The 16,118-nt window shown below is 67.8% G+C and carries 21 protein-coding genes; 11 read left to right on the top strand and 10 right to left on the bottom strand.

The features are described 5' to 3' along the window. The first annotated feature begins 16 nt into the window (after positions 1-16). The 3 genes from V6V89_RS16085 (at position 17) to V6V89_RS16075 (ending at position 1,754) form a co-directional block, all read left to right on the top strand. Positions 17-562: a GtrA family protein gene (locus V6V89_RS16085; protein WP_334619917.1), complete on the top strand. Its 546-nt coding sequence runs from the start codon at positions 17-19 to the stop codon at positions 560-562. Positions 563-633: 71 nt separating this feature from the next. Beyond that, positions 634-1,257 (top strand): GtrA family protein, encoded by a 624-nt coding sequence (locus V6V89_RS16080; protein ID WP_334619916.1) that lies wholly within the window; start codon positions 634-636, stop codon positions 1,255-1,257. Between the two features lie 8 nt (positions 1,258-1,265). Further along, positions 1,266-1,754, top strand: coding sequence for a MaoC/PaaZ C-terminal domain-containing protein (locus V6V89_RS16075; RefSeq protein WP_334619915.1), 489 nt, complete (start codon positions 1,266-1,268; stop codon positions 1,752-1,754). Positions 1,755-1,759: 5 nt separating this feature from the next. Here V6V89_RS16075 and V6V89_RS16070 read toward each other — a convergent pair whose 3' ends face one another. The 3 genes from V6V89_RS16070 to V6V89_RS16060 form a co-directional block, all read right to left on the bottom strand. After that, on the bottom strand, positions 1,760-2,305 hold the full coding sequence (locus tag V6V89_RS16070; RefSeq protein WP_334619914.1) for a PH domain-containing protein: 546 nt from the start codon (positions 2,303-2,305) through the stop codon (positions 1,760-1,762). A 99-nt stretch (positions 2,306-2,404) separates the two neighbouring features. Then, the gene (locus V6V89_RS16065; RefSeq protein ID WP_334619913.1) at positions 2,405-3,250 is read right to left on the bottom strand and encodes a biotin--[acetyl-CoA-carboxylase] ligase; all 846 of its coding nucleotides are present in this window, start codon (positions 3,248-3,250) and stop codon (positions 2,405-2,407) included. Positions 3,251-3,256: 6 nt separating this feature from the next. After that, the gene (locus tag V6V89_RS16060) at positions 3,257-3,463 is read right to left on the bottom strand and encodes a hypothetical protein (RefSeq protein ID WP_334619912.1); all 207 of its coding nucleotides are present in this window, start codon (positions 3,461-3,463) and stop codon (positions 3,257-3,259) included. A gap of 100 nt (positions 3,464-3,563) precedes the next feature. Here V6V89_RS16060 and V6V89_RS16055 point away from each other — a divergent pair, with 100 nt between their 5' ends. Further along, complete coding sequence (locus tag V6V89_RS16055) at positions 3,564-5,144, top strand: acyl-CoA carboxylase subunit beta (RefSeq protein ID WP_334619911.1); 1,581 nt, start codon at positions 3,564-3,566, stop codon at positions 5,142-5,144. 9 nt (positions 5,145-5,153) lie between these two features. Here the strand turns inward: V6V89_RS16055 and V6V89_RS16050 are convergent, their stop codons facing one another. Next, complete coding sequence (locus tag V6V89_RS16050; protein WP_334619910.1) at positions 5,154-5,876, bottom strand: M50 family metallopeptidase; 723 nt, start codon at positions 5,874-5,876, stop codon at positions 5,154-5,156. 165 nt (positions 5,877-6,041) lie between these two features. Here V6V89_RS16050 and V6V89_RS16045 point away from each other — a divergent pair, with 165 nt between their 5' ends. Further along, complete coding sequence (locus V6V89_RS16045) at positions 6,042-6,392, top strand: hypothetical protein (RefSeq protein ID WP_334619909.1); 351 nt, start codon at positions 6,042-6,044, stop codon at positions 6,390-6,392. 71 nt (positions 6,393-6,463) lie between these two features. Here the strand turns inward: V6V89_RS16045 and V6V89_RS16040 are convergent, their stop codons facing one another. Further along, positions 6,464-6,691 (bottom strand): hypothetical protein, encoded by a 228-nt coding sequence (locus V6V89_RS16040; RefSeq protein ID WP_334619908.1) that lies wholly within the window; start codon positions 6,689-6,691, stop codon positions 6,464-6,466. A gap of 38 nt (positions 6,692-6,729) precedes the next feature. Then, positions 6,730-8,493, bottom strand: a complete 1,764-nt coding sequence (locus tag V6V89_RS16035; RefSeq protein ID WP_334619907.1) for a serine/threonine-protein kinase — start codon at positions 8,491-8,493, stop codon at positions 6,730-6,732. Positions 8,494-8,565: 72 nt separating this feature from the next. Between V6V89_RS16035 and V6V89_RS16030 the strand changes: the two genes are divergently transcribed. The 4 genes from V6V89_RS16030 to V6V89_RS16015 are packed head-to-tail and all read left to right on the top strand — an operon-like array spanning position 8,566 to position 11,444. Beyond that, the gene (locus V6V89_RS16030) at positions 8,566-8,757 is read left to right on the top strand and encodes an acyl-CoA carboxylase subunit epsilon (protein WP_334619906.1); all 192 of its coding nucleotides are present in this window, start codon (positions 8,566-8,568) and stop codon (positions 8,755-8,757) included. 4 nt (positions 8,758-8,761) lie between these two features. Further along, positions 8,762-9,172: a hypothetical protein gene (locus V6V89_RS16025; RefSeq protein WP_334619905.1), complete on the top strand. Its 411-nt coding sequence runs from the start codon at positions 8,762-8,764 to the stop codon at positions 9,170-9,172. A 2-nt stretch (positions 9,173-9,174) separates the two neighbouring features. Then, the gene (locus V6V89_RS16020; protein WP_334619904.1) at positions 9,175-10,362 is read left to right on the top strand and encodes a hypothetical protein; all 1,188 of its coding nucleotides are present in this window, start codon (positions 9,175-9,177) and stop codon (positions 10,360-10,362) included. After that, positions 10,353-11,444 carry a S8 family serine peptidase gene (locus V6V89_RS16015; protein ID WP_334619903.1) on the top strand — a complete coding sequence of 364 codons (1,092 nt, stop codon included), beginning with the start codon at positions 10,353-10,355 and terminating at the stop codon, positions 11,442-11,444. Before V6V89_RS16020 ends, V6V89_RS16015 begins: the two co-directional genes overlap by 10 nt. A 93-nt stretch (positions 11,445-11,537) precedes the next feature. On the opposite strand, the gene V6V89_RS16010 is transcribed toward V6V89_RS16015, so the two are convergent. Together V6V89_RS16010 and V6V89_RS16005 are read right to left on the bottom strand one after the other, a co-directional pair. Beyond that, positions 11,538-12,293 (bottom strand): hypothetical protein, encoded by a 756-nt coding sequence (locus V6V89_RS16010; protein WP_334619902.1) that lies wholly within the window; start codon positions 12,291-12,293, stop codon positions 11,538-11,540. Beyond that, positions 12,286-12,783 carry a SigE family RNA polymerase sigma factor gene (locus V6V89_RS16005; RefSeq protein ID WP_334619901.1) on the bottom strand — a complete coding sequence of 166 codons (498 nt, stop codon included), beginning with the start codon at positions 12,781-12,783 and terminating at the stop codon, positions 12,286-12,288. The genes V6V89_RS16010 and V6V89_RS16005 overlap by 8 nt, the downstream gene beginning before the upstream one ends. Before the next feature lie 125 nt (positions 12,784-12,908). On the opposite strand from V6V89_RS16005, the gene V6V89_RS16000 reads away from it, so the two are divergent. After that, positions 12,909-13,502, top strand: coding sequence for a Maf family protein (locus V6V89_RS16000; protein ID WP_334619900.1), 594 nt, complete (start codon positions 12,909-12,911; stop codon positions 13,500-13,502). After that, the gene (locus V6V89_RS15995) at positions 13,502-14,155 is read left to right on the top strand and encodes an O-methyltransferase (protein ID WP_334619899.1); all 654 of its coding nucleotides are present in this window, start codon (positions 13,502-13,504) and stop codon (positions 14,153-14,155) included. Before V6V89_RS16000 ends, V6V89_RS15995 begins: the two co-directional genes overlap by 1 nt. 236 nt (positions 14,156-14,391) lie before the next feature. Here the strand turns inward: V6V89_RS15995 and V6V89_RS15990 are convergent, their stop codons facing one another. Both V6V89_RS15990 and V6V89_RS15985 read right to left on the bottom strand, forming a co-directional pair. After that, positions 14,392-15,138, bottom strand: a complete 747-nt coding sequence (locus tag V6V89_RS15990; RefSeq protein WP_334619898.1) for an ABC transporter permease — start codon at positions 15,136-15,138, stop codon at positions 14,392-14,394. Positions 15,139-15,140: 2 nt separating this feature from the next. Next, a complete protein-coding gene (locus V6V89_RS15985; protein ID WP_334619897.1) occupies positions 15,141-16,094 on the bottom strand; it encodes an ATP-binding cassette domain-containing protein in 954 nt (317 codons plus the stop codon). Positions 16,095-16,118 lie beyond the last annotated feature (24 nt).

Genomic DNA, 16,118 nt, shown 5'->3' with positions numbered 1-16,118 from the left:
CGGTACTCTCGACTCCGTGTCCGCGACCGTCACAGGCGAGCCCTCCACACCCACGCCACGACCCGGCTTCCTGCGTCGCCTGTGGGAGCGGTTTGGCCACCTGGTGCACGAGTTGGGCAAGTTCGGGATCGTCGGGATCATAGCGTTCATCGTCGATCTGATCCTGTTCAATATCGCGTTGGCCGTCCTCGATATGGAGTCATTGACCGCCAAGGTCTTCTCCACGGCGATCGCCGCCTCGGTTGCCTTTGTCGGCAACCGGTTCTGGACGTGGCGGCACCGCGCCCGCTCCAACCTCGCCCGCGAGTACGTCCTCTACTTCGTACTCAACGCGATCGGCCTGGGCTTCAGCTTGATAACGCTCGCGATTTCGCACTACGGCCTGGGGAGTGTGTGGCCGGTATTTCAAACCCCGGTCGTCGATAACATTTCCGCAAACTTTATTGGCGCTGCGATGGGCACCACGTTCCGTTTCTGGTCGTACCGCCGTTGGGTATTCCTGAACCCAGCTGTCCAGCCAGATACACAGCGCGTGCCAGCGGTCGTCACGGAGAGCGAGTAGCTCGGAGTGACGTTAGCCAAACCGTTGCCGGTCGCCAGGACGCGGCCGCCGAACTGCCGTAAGGTGGCCCAATGCGTCTTGTCCGCCTGCTACCCGAGCGTTGGCAAAAGTTCATCCGCGAGGCGTTCAAGTTCGGTGCCGTAGGCGGCATCAACACGATCCTCAACTACGGATTGTTCAACGTTCTGGTGCTCACCGTCCTCAAAGACGGTCAGCTCAAGGCGACTGTGATCGCGACTGTGGTTGCCACCACATCGTCGTACTTCATGAACCGGCACTGGACCTATCGCGACCGGTCCAAGTCGGCGATGCGCCGCGAGTACCTGCTGTTCTTCGTCTTCAACGCCACCGGCCTGCTGATCGAGCTGGGCATCCTGGCGATCGCGAAGTACGGCCTGGCCATCACCGGCCTGCTCGCCATCAACCTCGTCAAGACCTTCGGGCTGGTGCTCGGCATGGTCTTCCGCTTCTGGTCGTACCGCACGTTCGTCTTCCGTCCGGTGCCCGCCGGTGCCGAGCACCCGCACCACTTCGACCCGGTTGGCGAGCTGGTCGAGGCGGTCGCCGAGCTGGAAGAGACCCCCACCGTCGTGCCACCGCAGCCGCGCTCCGCGGAGGCGCAGGACGGCATCGACGAGCTCGACATGGAGCTGGCGGCCGAACTGGACGCCGCGCAGCGGTCCACCACCTCCTGAGCCCGGCCGTGCGGTCGGGCACCGGGGCGAAAGCGGAGCTCTTCTTCGAAGACCTCGTGCCCGGCCGGTGGTTCGACCTGGGCGCCATCACCGTCGATGGCACCGAGATGGTGGCGTTCGCCGAGCGGTACGACCCACAGTGGTACCACGTCGACGCCGCGCTGGCCGCGGAGAGCGAGTACGGCGGCCTGATCGCCAGTGGGTTCTACACGGTCAGCCTGTTCATGCGGGCGTACGTCGACCACGTGCTCGCCAGGGCCGCCGCGGACGCCTCGCCAGGGCTGGAGGAGCTGCGGTGGCTTGCCGCGGTGCGCGCCGGCGATCGGCTGGTGGTGCGGCTCGAAGTACTCGATCAGCGGCCATCCACCGCGAAGCCGCACCTCGGCACGGTGACGCTGCAGGGCGTGATGCTGCGCGACGAACGCGAGGTGCTGCGTCTGCGGTTCCGCGGCTGGTTCCGGCGGCGCGGGGCGGCGCCCGCCGTAGCGGGCGCCTGACCGCGTTACAGCTGCGTTTCCTTCATGATCTGCCGCATCTCATCGTCACCGAGGGAGTGCTTGTCCTGGTTGGCTTCGATCAGCTCGTAGAGCGTGGTCTGAACCTTCTCGACCTGTGGCATGTCGCGCAACACCGACTGGCCACGTTCGCCGGCCGACTCGATGGTAAGCGTGCCGCAGCCGAGCATCCGCTCGATGAACGTCTGGCTCATGGCGTGGTCGTTGACCCGCCCCAGCGGGATGTCGCGCCGGTCGCGGGAGAAGACACCGTGCTGGAGGATCACCCGCTCGTTCGTGAAGACGTGGTGGGTGGTGCGCCAGAGCAGTACCGGCCAGAGTGTCTGCCAGAGCACCAGGACCACCGCCGCGGCGGCGATCGCGTACAGCGCGATCATCCCGCCCGTGCCTGACGGCAGCAGCACCCATCCGGTGATGAGCGCGGCCAGAGCAAGGACCAGCACGAACGCCGGCCGGATCGCTTCTTTCCAGTGCGGGTGCATATGGAGAACGACATGCTCATCCTTGGTGAGCACGTCATCGGGGAAAGCCACGCCAACCTCCTCATACCGTTTATGACGGGCTGACGGTAGCGTCTGCGCGGTCCCCGCGGAAACGTGGAGCGCCAGCGGAGCGTTTTTTGTGGGGTGCGTTCAGCGCACGTGGAGCACGTCTCCGGCCGCTATCGAGTGTTCGCCGCCGGCGCCGCTCACGACCAGCTGGCCGTCCGCGTCGATCCCGGTGGCCGTGCCGGATAGCTCAGCACCCCCAGGCAGCTGCACCCGCACCTCGCGGCCAAGCGTGCCGCAGTGGTGCCGATACGCCTCCCGCAGCCCGCTCGCCTCGGCGTCGCCGGCCGCGAGCCGCCACCGGTCGTACCAGGTCGCGAAGGCACGCAGCAGCGACCGCAACAGCGGGTCGCGGTCGGTCAGCTCGGCGCCGGCGAGCTGGAGTGAGGTCGCCGGGCGGTCGGTGGGAAGCTCGTGCGCGCGCAAGGTGACGTTGAGCCCGATGCCGACGACGACCGCGCCGGCCACCCCTTCGGCGAGGATGCCCGCGCACTTCGCATCGCCGATCATCAGATCGTTTGGCCACTTGAGCACCGCCGGGACCTCGGCCACCCGGGTCGCGGTCTCGACCAGGGCCACGCCGGCCATCAGCGGCAGCCAGCCGTACGCCGCCACGGGCGCCGCGGGCCACGCCCGGTCGACGTTGGGCTGGCCGGGCCGCAGCAGGACGCTGGCGGCGATCCCGGCGCGCGCCGGGGAGACCCATGTGCGGTCGCGGCGCCCACGGCCGGCGGTCTGGCGCTCGGCGACAACGACCAGGCCCTCGGGCTCGCCGCGCTGCGCCGCCTCGGCCGCGTCGGCGTTGGTCGAGGCGGTCTCGGCCCGCAGGTCCAGGCGGGTCCAGAGCCCACCGGGTCGCACCAGCGCCCGCTCCAGGTTGCGCCCGTGAAGTGGCGGCCGGTCGATATCGGTGTACGGGGAGCTCACCAACCCAACCTAGTCGTCCTCCACCTGGGGTATGCCGGAGACGTAGATGGTGCCCCGGTCGGCCGGTACATAGATCGGTTGCGCCTCGTAGTCGATCGCCGGCGGCTCGGCGGCGGGCTCGGGATCCTCGTCACGGACGTCCCGCCACCATCGCGAGTGGCGCATCGCCACCAGCACGCCAGCCCCTAGCAGGATGAGCGCCAGACCCAACAGCATCACGTTATGTCAACGAACAGGGCAATACCGACGAAACGTTGAGGCGAACCGCACAGGCTGTGAACCCCTGCCGCCTCCCCGCCGTCGATACGATCCAGGCATGACCACCGCCGAGATCAATATCCACACGACCGCCGGCAAGCTGGCCGACCTGGAGCGCCGGGTCGACGACGCAGTGCACGCCGGCTCCGCCCGGGCGGTGGAGAAGCAGCACGCCCGCGGCAAGAAGACGGCCCGCGAGCGGATCGAGATGCTGCTCGACCCCGGCTCGTTCGTGGAGATGGACGAGCTGGCCCGGCACCGGTCGACCAACTTCGGGCTCGACAAGACCCGCCCGTACGGCGACGGGGTGGTCACCGGATACGGCACGGTCGACGGCCGGCCGGTGTGCATCTTCGCGCAGGACTTCACGATCTTCGGCGGCTCGCTCGGCGAGGTCTTCGGCGAAAAGATCGTCAAGGTCATGGACCTGGCGATGAAGACCGGCTGCCCGGTCATCGGCATCAACGACTCCGGCGGCGCCCGCATCCAGGAGGGCGTGGTCAGCCTTGGCCTGTACGGCGAGATCTTCTTCCGCAACGTGCGCGCCAGCGGCGTGATCCCGCAGATCTCGCTCGTCATGGGCCCGTGCGCGGGCGGCGCGGTGTACTCCCCCGCCGTCACCGACTTCACCGTGATGGTCGACCAGACCTCGCACATGTTCATCACCGGTCCCGACGTAATCAAGACGGTCACCGGCGAAGACGTTGGTTTCGAGGAGCTCGGCGGCGCGCGCACCCACAACACCCGCAGCGGCAACGCGCACTACCTCGGCGCCGACGAGGAAGACGCCATCGACTACGTCAAGGCGTTGCTGTCGTATCTGCCGTCCAACAACATGGACGACCCACCGCTGGTCCCAGTTGACTCCTCTGTGGACGTCACCGACGACGACCTGGCTCTCGACACGCTGATCCCCGACTCAGCCAACCAGCCGTACGACATCCACCGTGTGATCGAGCACGTGCTCGACGACGGTGAGTTCCTCGAAGTACAGCCGTTGTACGCGCAGAACATCGTCGTCGGCTTCGGTCGCGTCGAGGGCCGGCCGGTCGGCGTCGTCGCCAACCAGCCCATGCACTTCGCCGGCTGCCTCGACATCGCGGCGTCCGAAAAGGCGGCCCGGTTCGTGCGCACCTGCGACGCCTTCAACCTGCCCGTACTGACCTTTGTGGACGTTCCCGGGTTCCTGCCCGGGACCGGCCAGGAGTGGGACGGCATCATCCGGCGCGGCGCGAAGCTCATCTACGCGTACGCCGAAGCCACCGTCCCGAAGGTCACCGTCATCACGCGCAAGGCGTACGGCGGCGCGTACGACGTCATGGGTTCCAAGCACCTCGGCGCCGACCTGAACTTCGCCTGGCCCACCGCGCAGATCGCGGTCATGGGCGCGCAGGGCGCGGTAAACATCCTGCACCGGGCCGCGCTGGCCGCCGCCGACGACCCGGCCGCGCTGCGCGCCGACCTCGTCACCGAGTACGAGGACACGCTCGCCAACCCGTACGTCGCAGCGGAACGCGGCTATGTGGACGCGGTGATCCGGCCGTCGCAGACGCGGGTGCAGATCGTGCGGGCGCTGCGAACGCTGCGCACCAAGCGCGAGACGCTGCCGCCGAAGAAGCACGGCAACATCCCGCTGTAGCTGCGGCGGTTACAGGAACGGGCTTGCGAGCAGGGCCGCGCCGGCTAGCAGGGCGGCCAGGTTCACCAAGCCGAAGAAGCCCACCCAGAACAGGCCGGGAACGCGCGTCAGCCCGGCCAACTGGTCCGCGTCCGAGTCCGGCAGGCGCCCACGTGAGCGCAGCGTCTGCAGCTCACCCACCGGCCGTACACCGCCGATCAGCAGGAACCACACGCCCGCGTACGCGAACGCCGCCTGTACGTCAGCAGGCGTGAACCAGGAGACGCAGAAGACGACGCCGCCCGTCACCACGAGCGAGATGATCCCGAAGACGTTCCGGATCATCACGAGCATGGCCAGCAGCAACGCGATGGCCACCCAGAGCAACAGCGTGATGCGGTTTCCGCCGAGCAGCCAGGCACCCGCCAGGCCGATCAGCGACGGCGCGAGGTACCCGGCGAGCAGCGTGAACACCATGCCCAGCCCGGTCGGGCGGCCAGCCGACAGAGTGAGACCGGAGGTGTCGGAGTGCAGGCGGATGCCGCGCAGCTTGCGCCCGGTCAGCAGGGCCACCAGAGCGTGCCCGCCTTCGTGGGCGATGGTGATGGCGTTGCGGGCTATTCGCCACGGCAGGCGGGTCAGCACCACCACGAGCGCCACGACGCCGGTGATGGCGACGAGCAGCACGGGCGGATCAGGCTGGGCACCGAAGAGCCGGTCCCAGAGGTCGGTCACGCCGTCGAGAGACAACACAGCCCGCGAGCCTAGCGGGATATTCTCTCGCACGCTCATGCGGTTACGGACGAATTACCGGATTCTCCCCCGGCGGCTGTGACGCACTGCGCAGGCTGCCAACGGGTGGGCAACTCGCCTACTCCCGGTCAACACCGGATCGGTGCAGTCATTCATGGGGGACAGATGAGGATCACGCATCGCCGGCTCGCCGCCCTTGCCATCGCCGCCACGCTGGTCACGGGCGGCCTTGCCACCGGTGGCGCGGCGGCAGCGTCTGCGGCGCCCGGCACGACTACCCAGTCGGCGCTAGCAGACGACGGCGACCAGGAGGACGGGGATCGCTGCCCTGAGTGGCTCTGGTGGGACTTCTGCGACCACAAGGGCAAACACGAGTACGAGCACGAGTACAAGGACCATCACGGCTGGTTCCGCGGGGGTCCCTGGTGTGATGGTGAGACTTCCGGATGGGACGGCGCCGTTGGCGCCGCCCCATCTCGTGGCCGTCTCGCCTCCCCAGGATCAGGACTGACCTGAGCCCATCTTTGAAGAAAACTGCCCAAGATCACAATGGTTAGCACGGAAATTTTCGCGCTCGCTCGGCCGCCCTAACGGGCGAGTCGACGCTGCGGGCCGTGCCGCACAGGCTGGGGCTCAGGGCGCCGCAGGACCATCCAGGCGGCGGCGACTACGCCAAGCGCCACGACCGCGGCCACCGCGAGAACGAAGAGCATGACGGCGACGCTCACGCCCGAGACCAGCAGGGCCGCGTCACCCGCCGCGATCAGCGCCCACAGCGCCATCGTCGGCTTCGTCGCATGTCGTCGGTATCTCACGAGGAAGTGGTACCCCCGATGGGAACCAACCATGCCAGCTAGTCCCGTACGGGCCTGAAACTGCTCGCTATCAGGGCAAACTCGTCTTGGTTGGCCGCCCAACTGGCGTCCGGCGTGGACCAGTAGATCGCGTACGCCTTGTCGGGAGCGGTGACGAAGCCGCGGTTGACGACGTGGATCCTGTTGCCGGCCAGGCTGGTGTAGACCCACTCCCAGTCGGCGGCCTTGTCGAAGTAGTCCACCGCGGCGATCTTCACGCGCTGGTAGCTGCGGTAGTCGTTGCGACGCTGCTGCTCTTGCCTGGTCCAGTCGGCCACGGGGTCCGACTTCGGCTGGTCGGTCTGGTCGATCCCGAGGATGCGGTACTCACCGCCCTGCTCGCGGAAGTAGACCATCGTGCGGCTGCGGCTCACCGTCCAGCTCTCAGGCACCGCCACGGAGAAGCCGGTGCGGTCGGTGTAGATGTGCCAGCCGGCTGGCAGAGTCAGGCCACTGGGAGCGGCGGTCGCGCTGGGCGCCGGCGTGGTCGGCGCGGCCGTCGTCGGTGCCGGCGCCGCCGTCGTCGGCGCGGCAGCCGGCGTGGTCGGCGCTGACGTGCCTGCCGCCGGGCCGCCCGACACCTGCTCATCGTCGTTCAGCACCGAGATGAGCACCACCGCGAGCACCACGACCAGCAGCGCTGCCACCGCCGCAAGCCATGGCAACCGGTTGACCGGCGCAGGCTCACTCGGCACGGCCGGCTGCTTCGATGTCGTCTCGACGACCTCAGCCGGCTCCACGACCGTCGTCTCGGCGGCCGGAGGCTCCGGAGTCGGTGCCGTGGACGGCATTGCAATCTTCGCCGTTTTGCCCGGAATGACAGGGATCGCCATCTCAGCCGACTGCCGCGGTGCCGGCACGACCTTGGTAGCGGGCTCACTCTCGCGAGGACCGAACACGCTTGGCCGGCGTACCCCATCAAGAAGTGGACGCCCCGCGCGGGGCCGGCGGCCGGTCGCGCGCCGCAACAGCTTCTCCGCCTCGTCCGCCGTGATCCGCGCCCGGGGATCCTTGCGCAGCAGACCGTTGAGCACCGGCTTCAGCGGACCCGCGCGGCGCGGCGGTGGCGGCGGCTCGGTCGCCAGCGCGGCCAGCGTGCCGATCGCGGACGGGCGCGCGTACGGCGATTGGCCCTCCACAGCGGCGAAAAGCGTGGCGCCCAGCGACCACAGGTCGGCCTCGGGACCGGCTGTGCCGTCGCGGGCACGCTCCGGAGCGATGTACGCCGGCGAACCGAGCACCAGTCCGGTGCGCGTCACGTTGGGGTCACCCGGCACCGTGGCCAAGCCGAAGTCGGTGAGCACCACCCGACCGTCGTCGGCCAGCAACACGTTGCCCGGCTTGACATCGCGGTGAACGACCCCGGACCGGTGCGCGGCACCCAGCGCACCCAGCACGCCCAGCCCGATCTCCGCCGCCCGCACCGGCGTCACTGGCCCGTCACTCGCGAGCACGTCCTGCAACGACCGCGAAGCCACATACTCCATGACGATCCAGGGATCACCGTCGGTGCGCAGCACGTCGAAGATGCGGACCACGTTGACGTTGTTGAGCCGGGCGATCGCGCGCGCCTCGCGCAAGGAGCGCTCCCGCATCTCTTGCCGCTCCTCGGGCGTCAATCCCGGCGGCGGCACCAGCTCCTTGATGGCGACGTCACGGTGCAACACCTCGTCGCGGGCCTTCCACACGCGCCCCATGCCGCCCTGGCCGAGCGGTTCGATCAGCCGGTAACGATCGGCGACGAGTTGGGGGGTGGCAGACACCCGTGGACTTTACCCTGCCAGCACACCAGCTACACGTCAGGGAGTCCGTCGCTGTGACGTAGGCTGCTTGTCATGTCGGAGTCTGAGCCGCTGTTTCGAGTGGTTCGCGGCACGCCCACCGCGGAAGAGCTGGCCGCCCTGGTCGGTGCGGTCCTCTCGCGCTCCCGAACCGCCGTCCCGGCGCCGCCCGCTGTCTCCCAGTGGGCTCGCAGTGCTCGTCCCGGTGGGGGCGCGTTGAGGCGATGGAATCGACTAGCATCGTGATGTGGTGGCGCGACCGTTCGACGACCCCACACCGGGGTGGCTAAGCGACTACGCCCAAATCGAGGCTGATATCGGCCAGATGGCCGAGTTCGCCGCCGTCCTGCGCTCCGAAGTCGTCGACAACTACGCGCCGCGCGCACTCCACGTCTCCGACGAGCTCGCCGCCGAGCTGCCCGACCCACCCGCGTCATTTCCCGAGCTGGCAAACTTCGCGCGCACCCACCGAGACTCTCAGCTCAACACGTCCGACCTCGTGTACTTCTACCAGGAAGCCACCTGGGGCCTCGCCACCGCCGCATCCGACATCAGCGCACGATACGGCGAAGCCGACGCGTTCTCCGCCGCCCGAGTGTCCGAAGTGGAGGATGCACTCGACCGGACCGCGGCCGCCAAGCCGCCTCCGACCGAGGCCTGACAATGTCCTGGGAGCGAAGCGGAATCCCGGGCGGCTACACCGGCACCGACTGGCACCGCCACGACGTAGCGACAATGTGGCAAGCCGTCCAAGACCAGCACACCGACAACCATTGGAAACTCGTATCCGGCTGGCGCCGCACCGCCGAACTGACCTCAACTCACCTGAGCCGGCTCGAGCAGTACCGCGCCAACCTCATCGCCGCCTGGCCACCCGACCGCAACGCAGCAGCGGCCGCATACGTGTCCCGCCTCGACTTCCTCATCCAAAATGTCCGCACGACACACGAAGTCGCGGTGGCCAACTACACGACGTTCGGCGCGACCGTTGGGGCACTAGCGGGGGCACAACGGGAGCTGAAGCCGCTCTACGACGAGTACCTGCGGACGCGGCAGGCGATCCGCGACCACGAGACGATGATGGCCCACAACGGCGCGTCGGAAGCGGTAAGCACGGTGTGGCGCCCGCCCGCGACCCAGCGCGACATCGAGGTGCTGAACAACCGAGCCCGCGCCATCATGTTCTCCCTGAGCCAAACCATAATCGAGGCCGAAGCCGCCCTAAAACACCCCCCGACCTACCCATCGCAGATTCCACGCGAGAATCTTGATCCTGACATCTACGGTCCAAGCACGACTCAGTCAGTCGGTCGTCACCGGCCGTCGGTGACCGCAGCCACCTGGGACTTCAGCAGTCCATCGCCAGCTGCACAATCGGTCAACAATAGACCCGCCGCCGGCAGCATGCGGACAAGGCCACGCACAGAACCCACGCCTACCAGGGCAACGAACTCGACATTACCGGCGCCAGGCCTGGGACGCTCCCAACCGACAACGCCTGGAGCGACGAGACGCAGCCACCTCGACGATACGCAAACCGCGACACGGAGAGGATTACCAGCGGGTGAAATCATCGGCGCGGTGCGCAGCGTAACGAATTCTCCGGCCCCACGGCGGCCGCCATCCCGCGTCAATCCGATCGGCGGTGTGATCGGCGAAACGCCAACCCCGCCGCCACCCGGGATGCTCGCAGTTAGCCGGCCCACCGACCCGACGGCGGGCGAAAAACATCGACGTAGAGGCATCAACGACGAGCCGTGGGATGTCGCAGAAGGTGTTCCACCGGTCCTACAACCGTCGAAGCGCCGAGACCTGACTGATCCCGGTCCCGCGATCGGCTTGTGGCGTTGAACTCGATTGTACTGAAGCGCGCTGCATCGCTGGCTGCGGCAATCAACCTTATCGTCCCCCTATTCCATGCGGATCGCATCCGAGACGATCAGTGGCATTTGCGTTTTCTAAGCATTGATAGCGCGCACAAGCAAAATTTGGGAGAAGGTGTGACGGTTGCCACCGTTGACACCGGCGTATCACCTCACAGCGACCTGCGGAAGAACCTCACATCTGGGACGGACCTAATCACGGGCGGCAACGGGCAGCAAGACATAAACTCGCACGGGACCAGCATGGCCGGCCTGATTGCAGCGCATGGGAATGGCAGCGGTGGCGCTCTTGGAATTGCGCCGAGGTCGCGAATTCTACCCGTGCGAATAGCTGCCCAAGACGGTCGTGGCACACCCGACGACGTCGCCGCAGGAATCGATTGGGCCATTGAGCATGAGGCAAAGGTTATAAGCGTTTCGTATGCGGGTGCTTCGTCGGCCAGGCTCAGGATGTCAGTAGATCGTGCGGCAAGAGAAGACACCATTGTTGTTGCGGCTGCCGGAAACAGACCGGAGAGCCTAGCGGTGGGATTCCCGGCGGCGTTGGATGGGGTTTTGGCGGTTGGGGCTGTGGGGCGGGACGGGGAGCATGCTGAGTTGTCTGTCACCGGGGAGGCTGTTGCGATCACGGCGCCGGGTGTAGACATCTACAGCACGAGTACGAACAACAACTATTCGAAAGGCAGCGGCACGTCGGCGGCTACGGCGATCGTGGCGGGGGCGGCTGCGCTGGTGCGGAGTAAGTATCCGGAGTTGTCGGCGCCCGAGGTGGTTCATAGGCTTACTGCCACGGCCACCGACAAAGGGGCGCCTGGGCGGGACGAGCAGTACGGGTACGGAGTGCTCAATCTTGTCGCGGCGCTGACCGCCGATGTGCCGCCGCTTTCGGCGAGCGCCGCACCGCCGGCGACGTCGTCTGCTGCTACCCCCGAGCACGAAGGCGGTGGGCGGCTTCCTTGGGCGGTGGTGGTGGTTCTCGTGGCGGCGGGTCTTGCGCTTCCTTTGTTCTTGTGGATGCGGTATCGGCGCCGGGAAGGCGCGGTGAAGTAGAGCGAGGCGGGCGCGACGCTGCGGGCGGGGCTGCCACGAAGTTATCTTGACCGTTTCCGTTGCCCTGACAGCGACTCGGCTGCCTAACGGGGTCTACGTGCGAAGGCGGGAGGCCATTGTCTCGGCCATCGATCGGGCCTGGTTCTCGATGTCGCCTGGCAGGCTCAGCGTGCTGACCAGGGATCCGACGCGGACGACGACGAGGTAGGCGACGTTTCTGCCTGACTGCTTGCGGATCAGCAGGGAATTGTCGCCAGCGAAGCCCTGGTCGACCACCGTCTGCTTAATTTCGACTCCATCCGGGACGGCGTAAGCGCGGCAATTGATGAGAACGCGGCCGATGTCCAGGATGTTCGCTTGCGCGTCCGGGTAGCGCTCGACGATCTGCACGGCCTGCCAGCCGTCGGCGCTCGTATAGGTGGCTGCGCGTGCGCTGCGGCGTTGTGACAGCGACGGATAGTCGGCCGGGCGGTACTCGGGACAGGACTTTTCGGCGAAGGGCCAGTCTGGGCCGTCCGCGCCTTGGTCGTCGAGCTCGCCGACCTCGACTTCGACGGAGGAGAAGTCGGGCCCTCTCAGGAGGGCGGACGTTGGGATTCCGGTCGGCACCGCGGAGGGCGGCGCTGATGGGGAGACCGAGGTGCCGGGGCGGGGTGGGGCGGCGGACGGACGGATTGCGGCCCAGCCGGCGCCCGCGCCGGCGACAGCGAGTATCGCGCACGCTGCCGCCATGACCTGGCGGCGGCTGCGCTGGCGGCCGCGGCTGCGGACCTGGTCCGAGGACGCGAACGGGGCCGGTGGTTGGGCGCCGTGCATCTGCTCGAAGAGCGTCGAAAGCTTGTCAGACATGCGAGTCCTCCGACGGGTCCAGGGATAGCAGTTCGGCGAGCGCGCGGCGGCCGCGGGAGAGACGGGCCTTGACTGTGCCGGGCGCTACGCCGGTTTCGCGGGCCACCTCGGCAACTGGCAGGCCCACCAGGTGGTGGAGCACGATCGCTTCGCGCTGGGGTAACGGCAGGCGGCTGAGGGCTGAGATCAGGAGGACGGTGTCGGGGTTGGGGCCGGGGATCGGGGGCGGTGGCCCGGCGCGGCGGTGGGCGAAGACGGCGTTTCGGGCGCGGCGCCAGCGGCTGATGGCGATCCGGCGGGCGACGGTGCGCACCCAGGCTTCGGGGTCGCCGTACCCGCGCACAGTTGACCAGCGTTGCCACGCGCGGGCGTACGCCTCCTGGATGACGTCCTGGGCTTCGGCTGCGTTGCTGGTCAGGGCGTACAGGCACTCGAAGAGCCGCTGGCGACTCTCCGCATAAAAAGCATCAAAACCGTCATTATCTGCCACAACCGCTCCCCCAGGATCGCTGATCCGACCCTAGTCACGCCCGCCGAGGCCAGAAGGTTGCATGAATTGGGGAAGACCAACCGGCCGCCCCCAAGGCCCGCGATCTGCCCGGTAGCGTCGGAGCCGTGCGTACCCACAACGGGCCGCGGCTGGTGCTCGCGTCGGCGAGTCCGGCGCGGCGCAAGTTGCTTCAAGCCGCCGGCATCGAGCCGGAAGTCCTGGTGAGCGGCGTCGACGAGTCGGCAGTTGAGGCGGCCACCGCCGAAGAGCTCTGCCTCACGCTGGCCCGTCTGAAGGCAGAGGCCATCAAAGATCCGGATGCGCTAGTGCTCGGCTGCGACTCCGTGCTGGCCTTCGAGGGCGAGATCCTCGGCAAGCCCGCCGACGCCGACGAGGCCACCAAGCGCTGGCTGCGGATGCGCGGCCGGAGCGGGATCCTGCACACCGGCCACTGCCTCATCGGCGGTGAAAGCAGGGCCGAAGCCGTCGCGAAGACCACCGTCTACTTCGCCGACGTCAGCGACGCGGAGATCGCGGCGTACGTGGCGACGGGTGAGCCGCTGCGGGTGGCGGGAGCGTTCACGATCGATGGGATTGGCGCGGCGTTCATCGAACGGCTTGAGGGCGATCATGGCAATGTGATCGGCTTGTCGCTGCCGCTATTGCGTAGGCTGCTCGGCGAACTCGGATATTCGATCACCGATCTGTGGAGGCGATGATGACGCTCAAGACGCTGCCGATGACTGCGGATCTGCAGGCGTACGTCGTCGCCCATGGCGCGCCGCCCGACGAGATCATCCAGGATCTGATCGACGAGACACAGGCGGCGCTGCCGGCAAACGCGGAGATGCAGGTCGCGCCGGACCAGGCGGCGCTGCTGACGTTTCTGACCAGGCTGGTCGGTGCGCGCCAGGCCGTCGAGGTGGGCACGTTCACCGGGTTGTCATCGCTGTCTATTGCGCGCGGGCTGCCCGCCGACGGCAAGCTGACCTGCTTCGACATCTCTGACGAGTTCACCTCGGTGGCCCGGCGGTACTGGGAGCGGGCCGGGGTGGCCGATCGGATCGAGCTGCTCATCGGGCCAGCTGCCGAGCGGCTCACGGAGTTGCCCGCCGAGCCGCACCTGGACTTGGCGTTCATCGACGCCGACAAGACGGGGTACCCGACGTACTGGGCGGAGATCGTGCCACGCATGCGCCCGGGTGGCCTGATCCTCGTCGACAACGTGCTGCGGCACGGCCGGGTCCTCGCCCCGAACGACGCCGGCGACCACGCGATCGTGAAGTTCAACGAGCAGGTGCTGGGCGACGACCGGGTCGACCAGGTGTTGCTGCCAGTCGCGGACGGCCTGACGCTAGCCCGTCGCCGGTAGCAGACGCAGGCTCGAAGAATCAACGACGCGAGCGCGACCAGCGCGATCAGGACGACCACGACGGCGGGGCCGGGCCGCCAGCCTCGTCGCGCAACAGTGGCACCAACTGGACCGAAGCCGTAGAGGAAGAAGCCCCACGTGCCGAGCTGCGCCTAGATCAATCAGGTCACGCGGTCATGCACGAGCCGGGGCACGGTCCTACCGTACGGACCGTGCCCGGCTGTAACAGCTAGCTTCTATCGAACGCCGCGGGCGAACGAGCGGCCCGCCCACATGAGCGCAGCCACGGTGAGCACGCCGAGAATCAGCAGCGACTGCCACACCTTCGGGTCGCCGGCGTTGCCGGCGAAAAGCGCCCGGCTGGCGTCGACCGCCCACGCGAACGGGTTGAACTTGGCGACCGTCGCCAGCCAGCCGGTCAGCGGCAGCAGGATGCCGGAGAGGAGCAGGAGCGGCTGCGCGAGCCCGTTCATGAACGGTGCCAGCGCGTCTTCGGTCTTCAGCTTGAGCGCGAGCGCGTTGGACGCCGCCGACATCATCACGCCGATCAAGCCGAGCATGAGGAACGCCAGCAGCAGGTTACCAATGTGGACGGTCAGCCCGAACGGGATGGCCAGCAGCGTGATGAGCAGCGCCTGGACGAGCAGCGTGGCCACGTCGCGCAGGGCGCGGCCGAGCATGAGCGCAATGCGGCTGATCGGGGTGACCCGGCTGCGTTCGATCACGCCGGCCCGCAGCTCCGCGATCAGCCCGAACCCGGTGAACATCGCGCCGAACATCGCCAGCATCACCAGCAGGCCGGGTACGAAGATTCGGTACGCCTCGGCGGCGTTGCTGACCGGGAGCGCGTCCTTGAGCAGCGGACCGAAGAGCAGCAGGAAGTAGAGCGGCTGGAGCACCCCGATGATCAGCCACACCGGGTTGCGCAGGATGAGCAGCGTCTGGCGCTGGAAGATCAGCCAGGTGTCACGGAACGGTTTCATCGTCAGCTCTCCCGCAGGGATCGGCCGGTCTTCTCCAGGAACACGTCGTCGAGGCTCGGGCGGTGCAGCTCAATCGAGCCCAGCGCGATGCCGGCGCCGTCGAGCTTGCGCAGGATCAGCGGGATGACGGTGGCGCCCTCGTCGACGTACAGCCGCAGGCCGTCGTCAACGGTCTCCAGCTTTTTGATGTACGGCTCGGTGTCGAACAGCTCGGCCACCTTCGGCGTCGATCCGTTGAGCCCGACGGTGACCACGTCGCCGGAGATCTCGCGCTTGAGCTCGGCGGGCGTGCCCTCGGCGACGATTAGGCCGTGGTCCATGATCGCCATCCGGTCGCAGAGCGCATCGGCCTCTTCGAGGTAGTGCGTGGTCACGAAGATCGTTATGCCCTCGGCGCGCAGCCGGCGGATCTCGTCCCACATGTGCGCGCGGCTTTGCGGGTCGAGGCCGGTGGTGGGCTCGTCGAGGAAGAGCACCTTGGGCTCGTGGATGATGCCGAGCGCGATGTCGACGCGGCGACGCTGGCCGCCGGAGTAGGTCTTGCACTTGCGGTCGGCGTACTCGGTCAGCTGGAACGCGTCCAGCGCGCGCACCGCGCGGCGCTGCGCCTCCACCTTGCTGATGCCGTACATGCGGGCGTGCAGCACCAGCTCTTCGCGGGCGCTGACCTCGTCCCACGTCGTGCCGCCCTGCGCGACGTACCCGATGCGCCGGCGCACCTCGCCCGGGTCTTTGCGGAGGTCGGCCCCCGCGACGGTGGCCTCGCCATCGTCGGGCTCGATGAGCGTCGCCAGCATGCGCAGCGTGGTGGTCTTGCCGGCGCCGTTCGGCCCGAGGAAGCCGAAGATCTCCCCCGGCTGAACGAACAGGTCGACGCCGCGCACCGCCTCGACGGTCTTGGTCTCGCGGCCTTGCCTGGATTTGAACGACTTCCGTAGGCCCTTGGTTTCGATCATGCCCCGCTCCCCGTGACACGGTTG

Origin of the sequence: Micromonospora sp. CPCC 206061 (assembly GCF_036906915.1) — a bacterium.
GTDB lineage: Bacteria > Actinomycetota > Actinomycetes > Mycobacteriales > Micromonosporaceae > Phytohabitans.
Note: the sequence above shows the minus strand (reverse complement) of the source record. Positions and strands in the feature narration are given on the sequence as shown.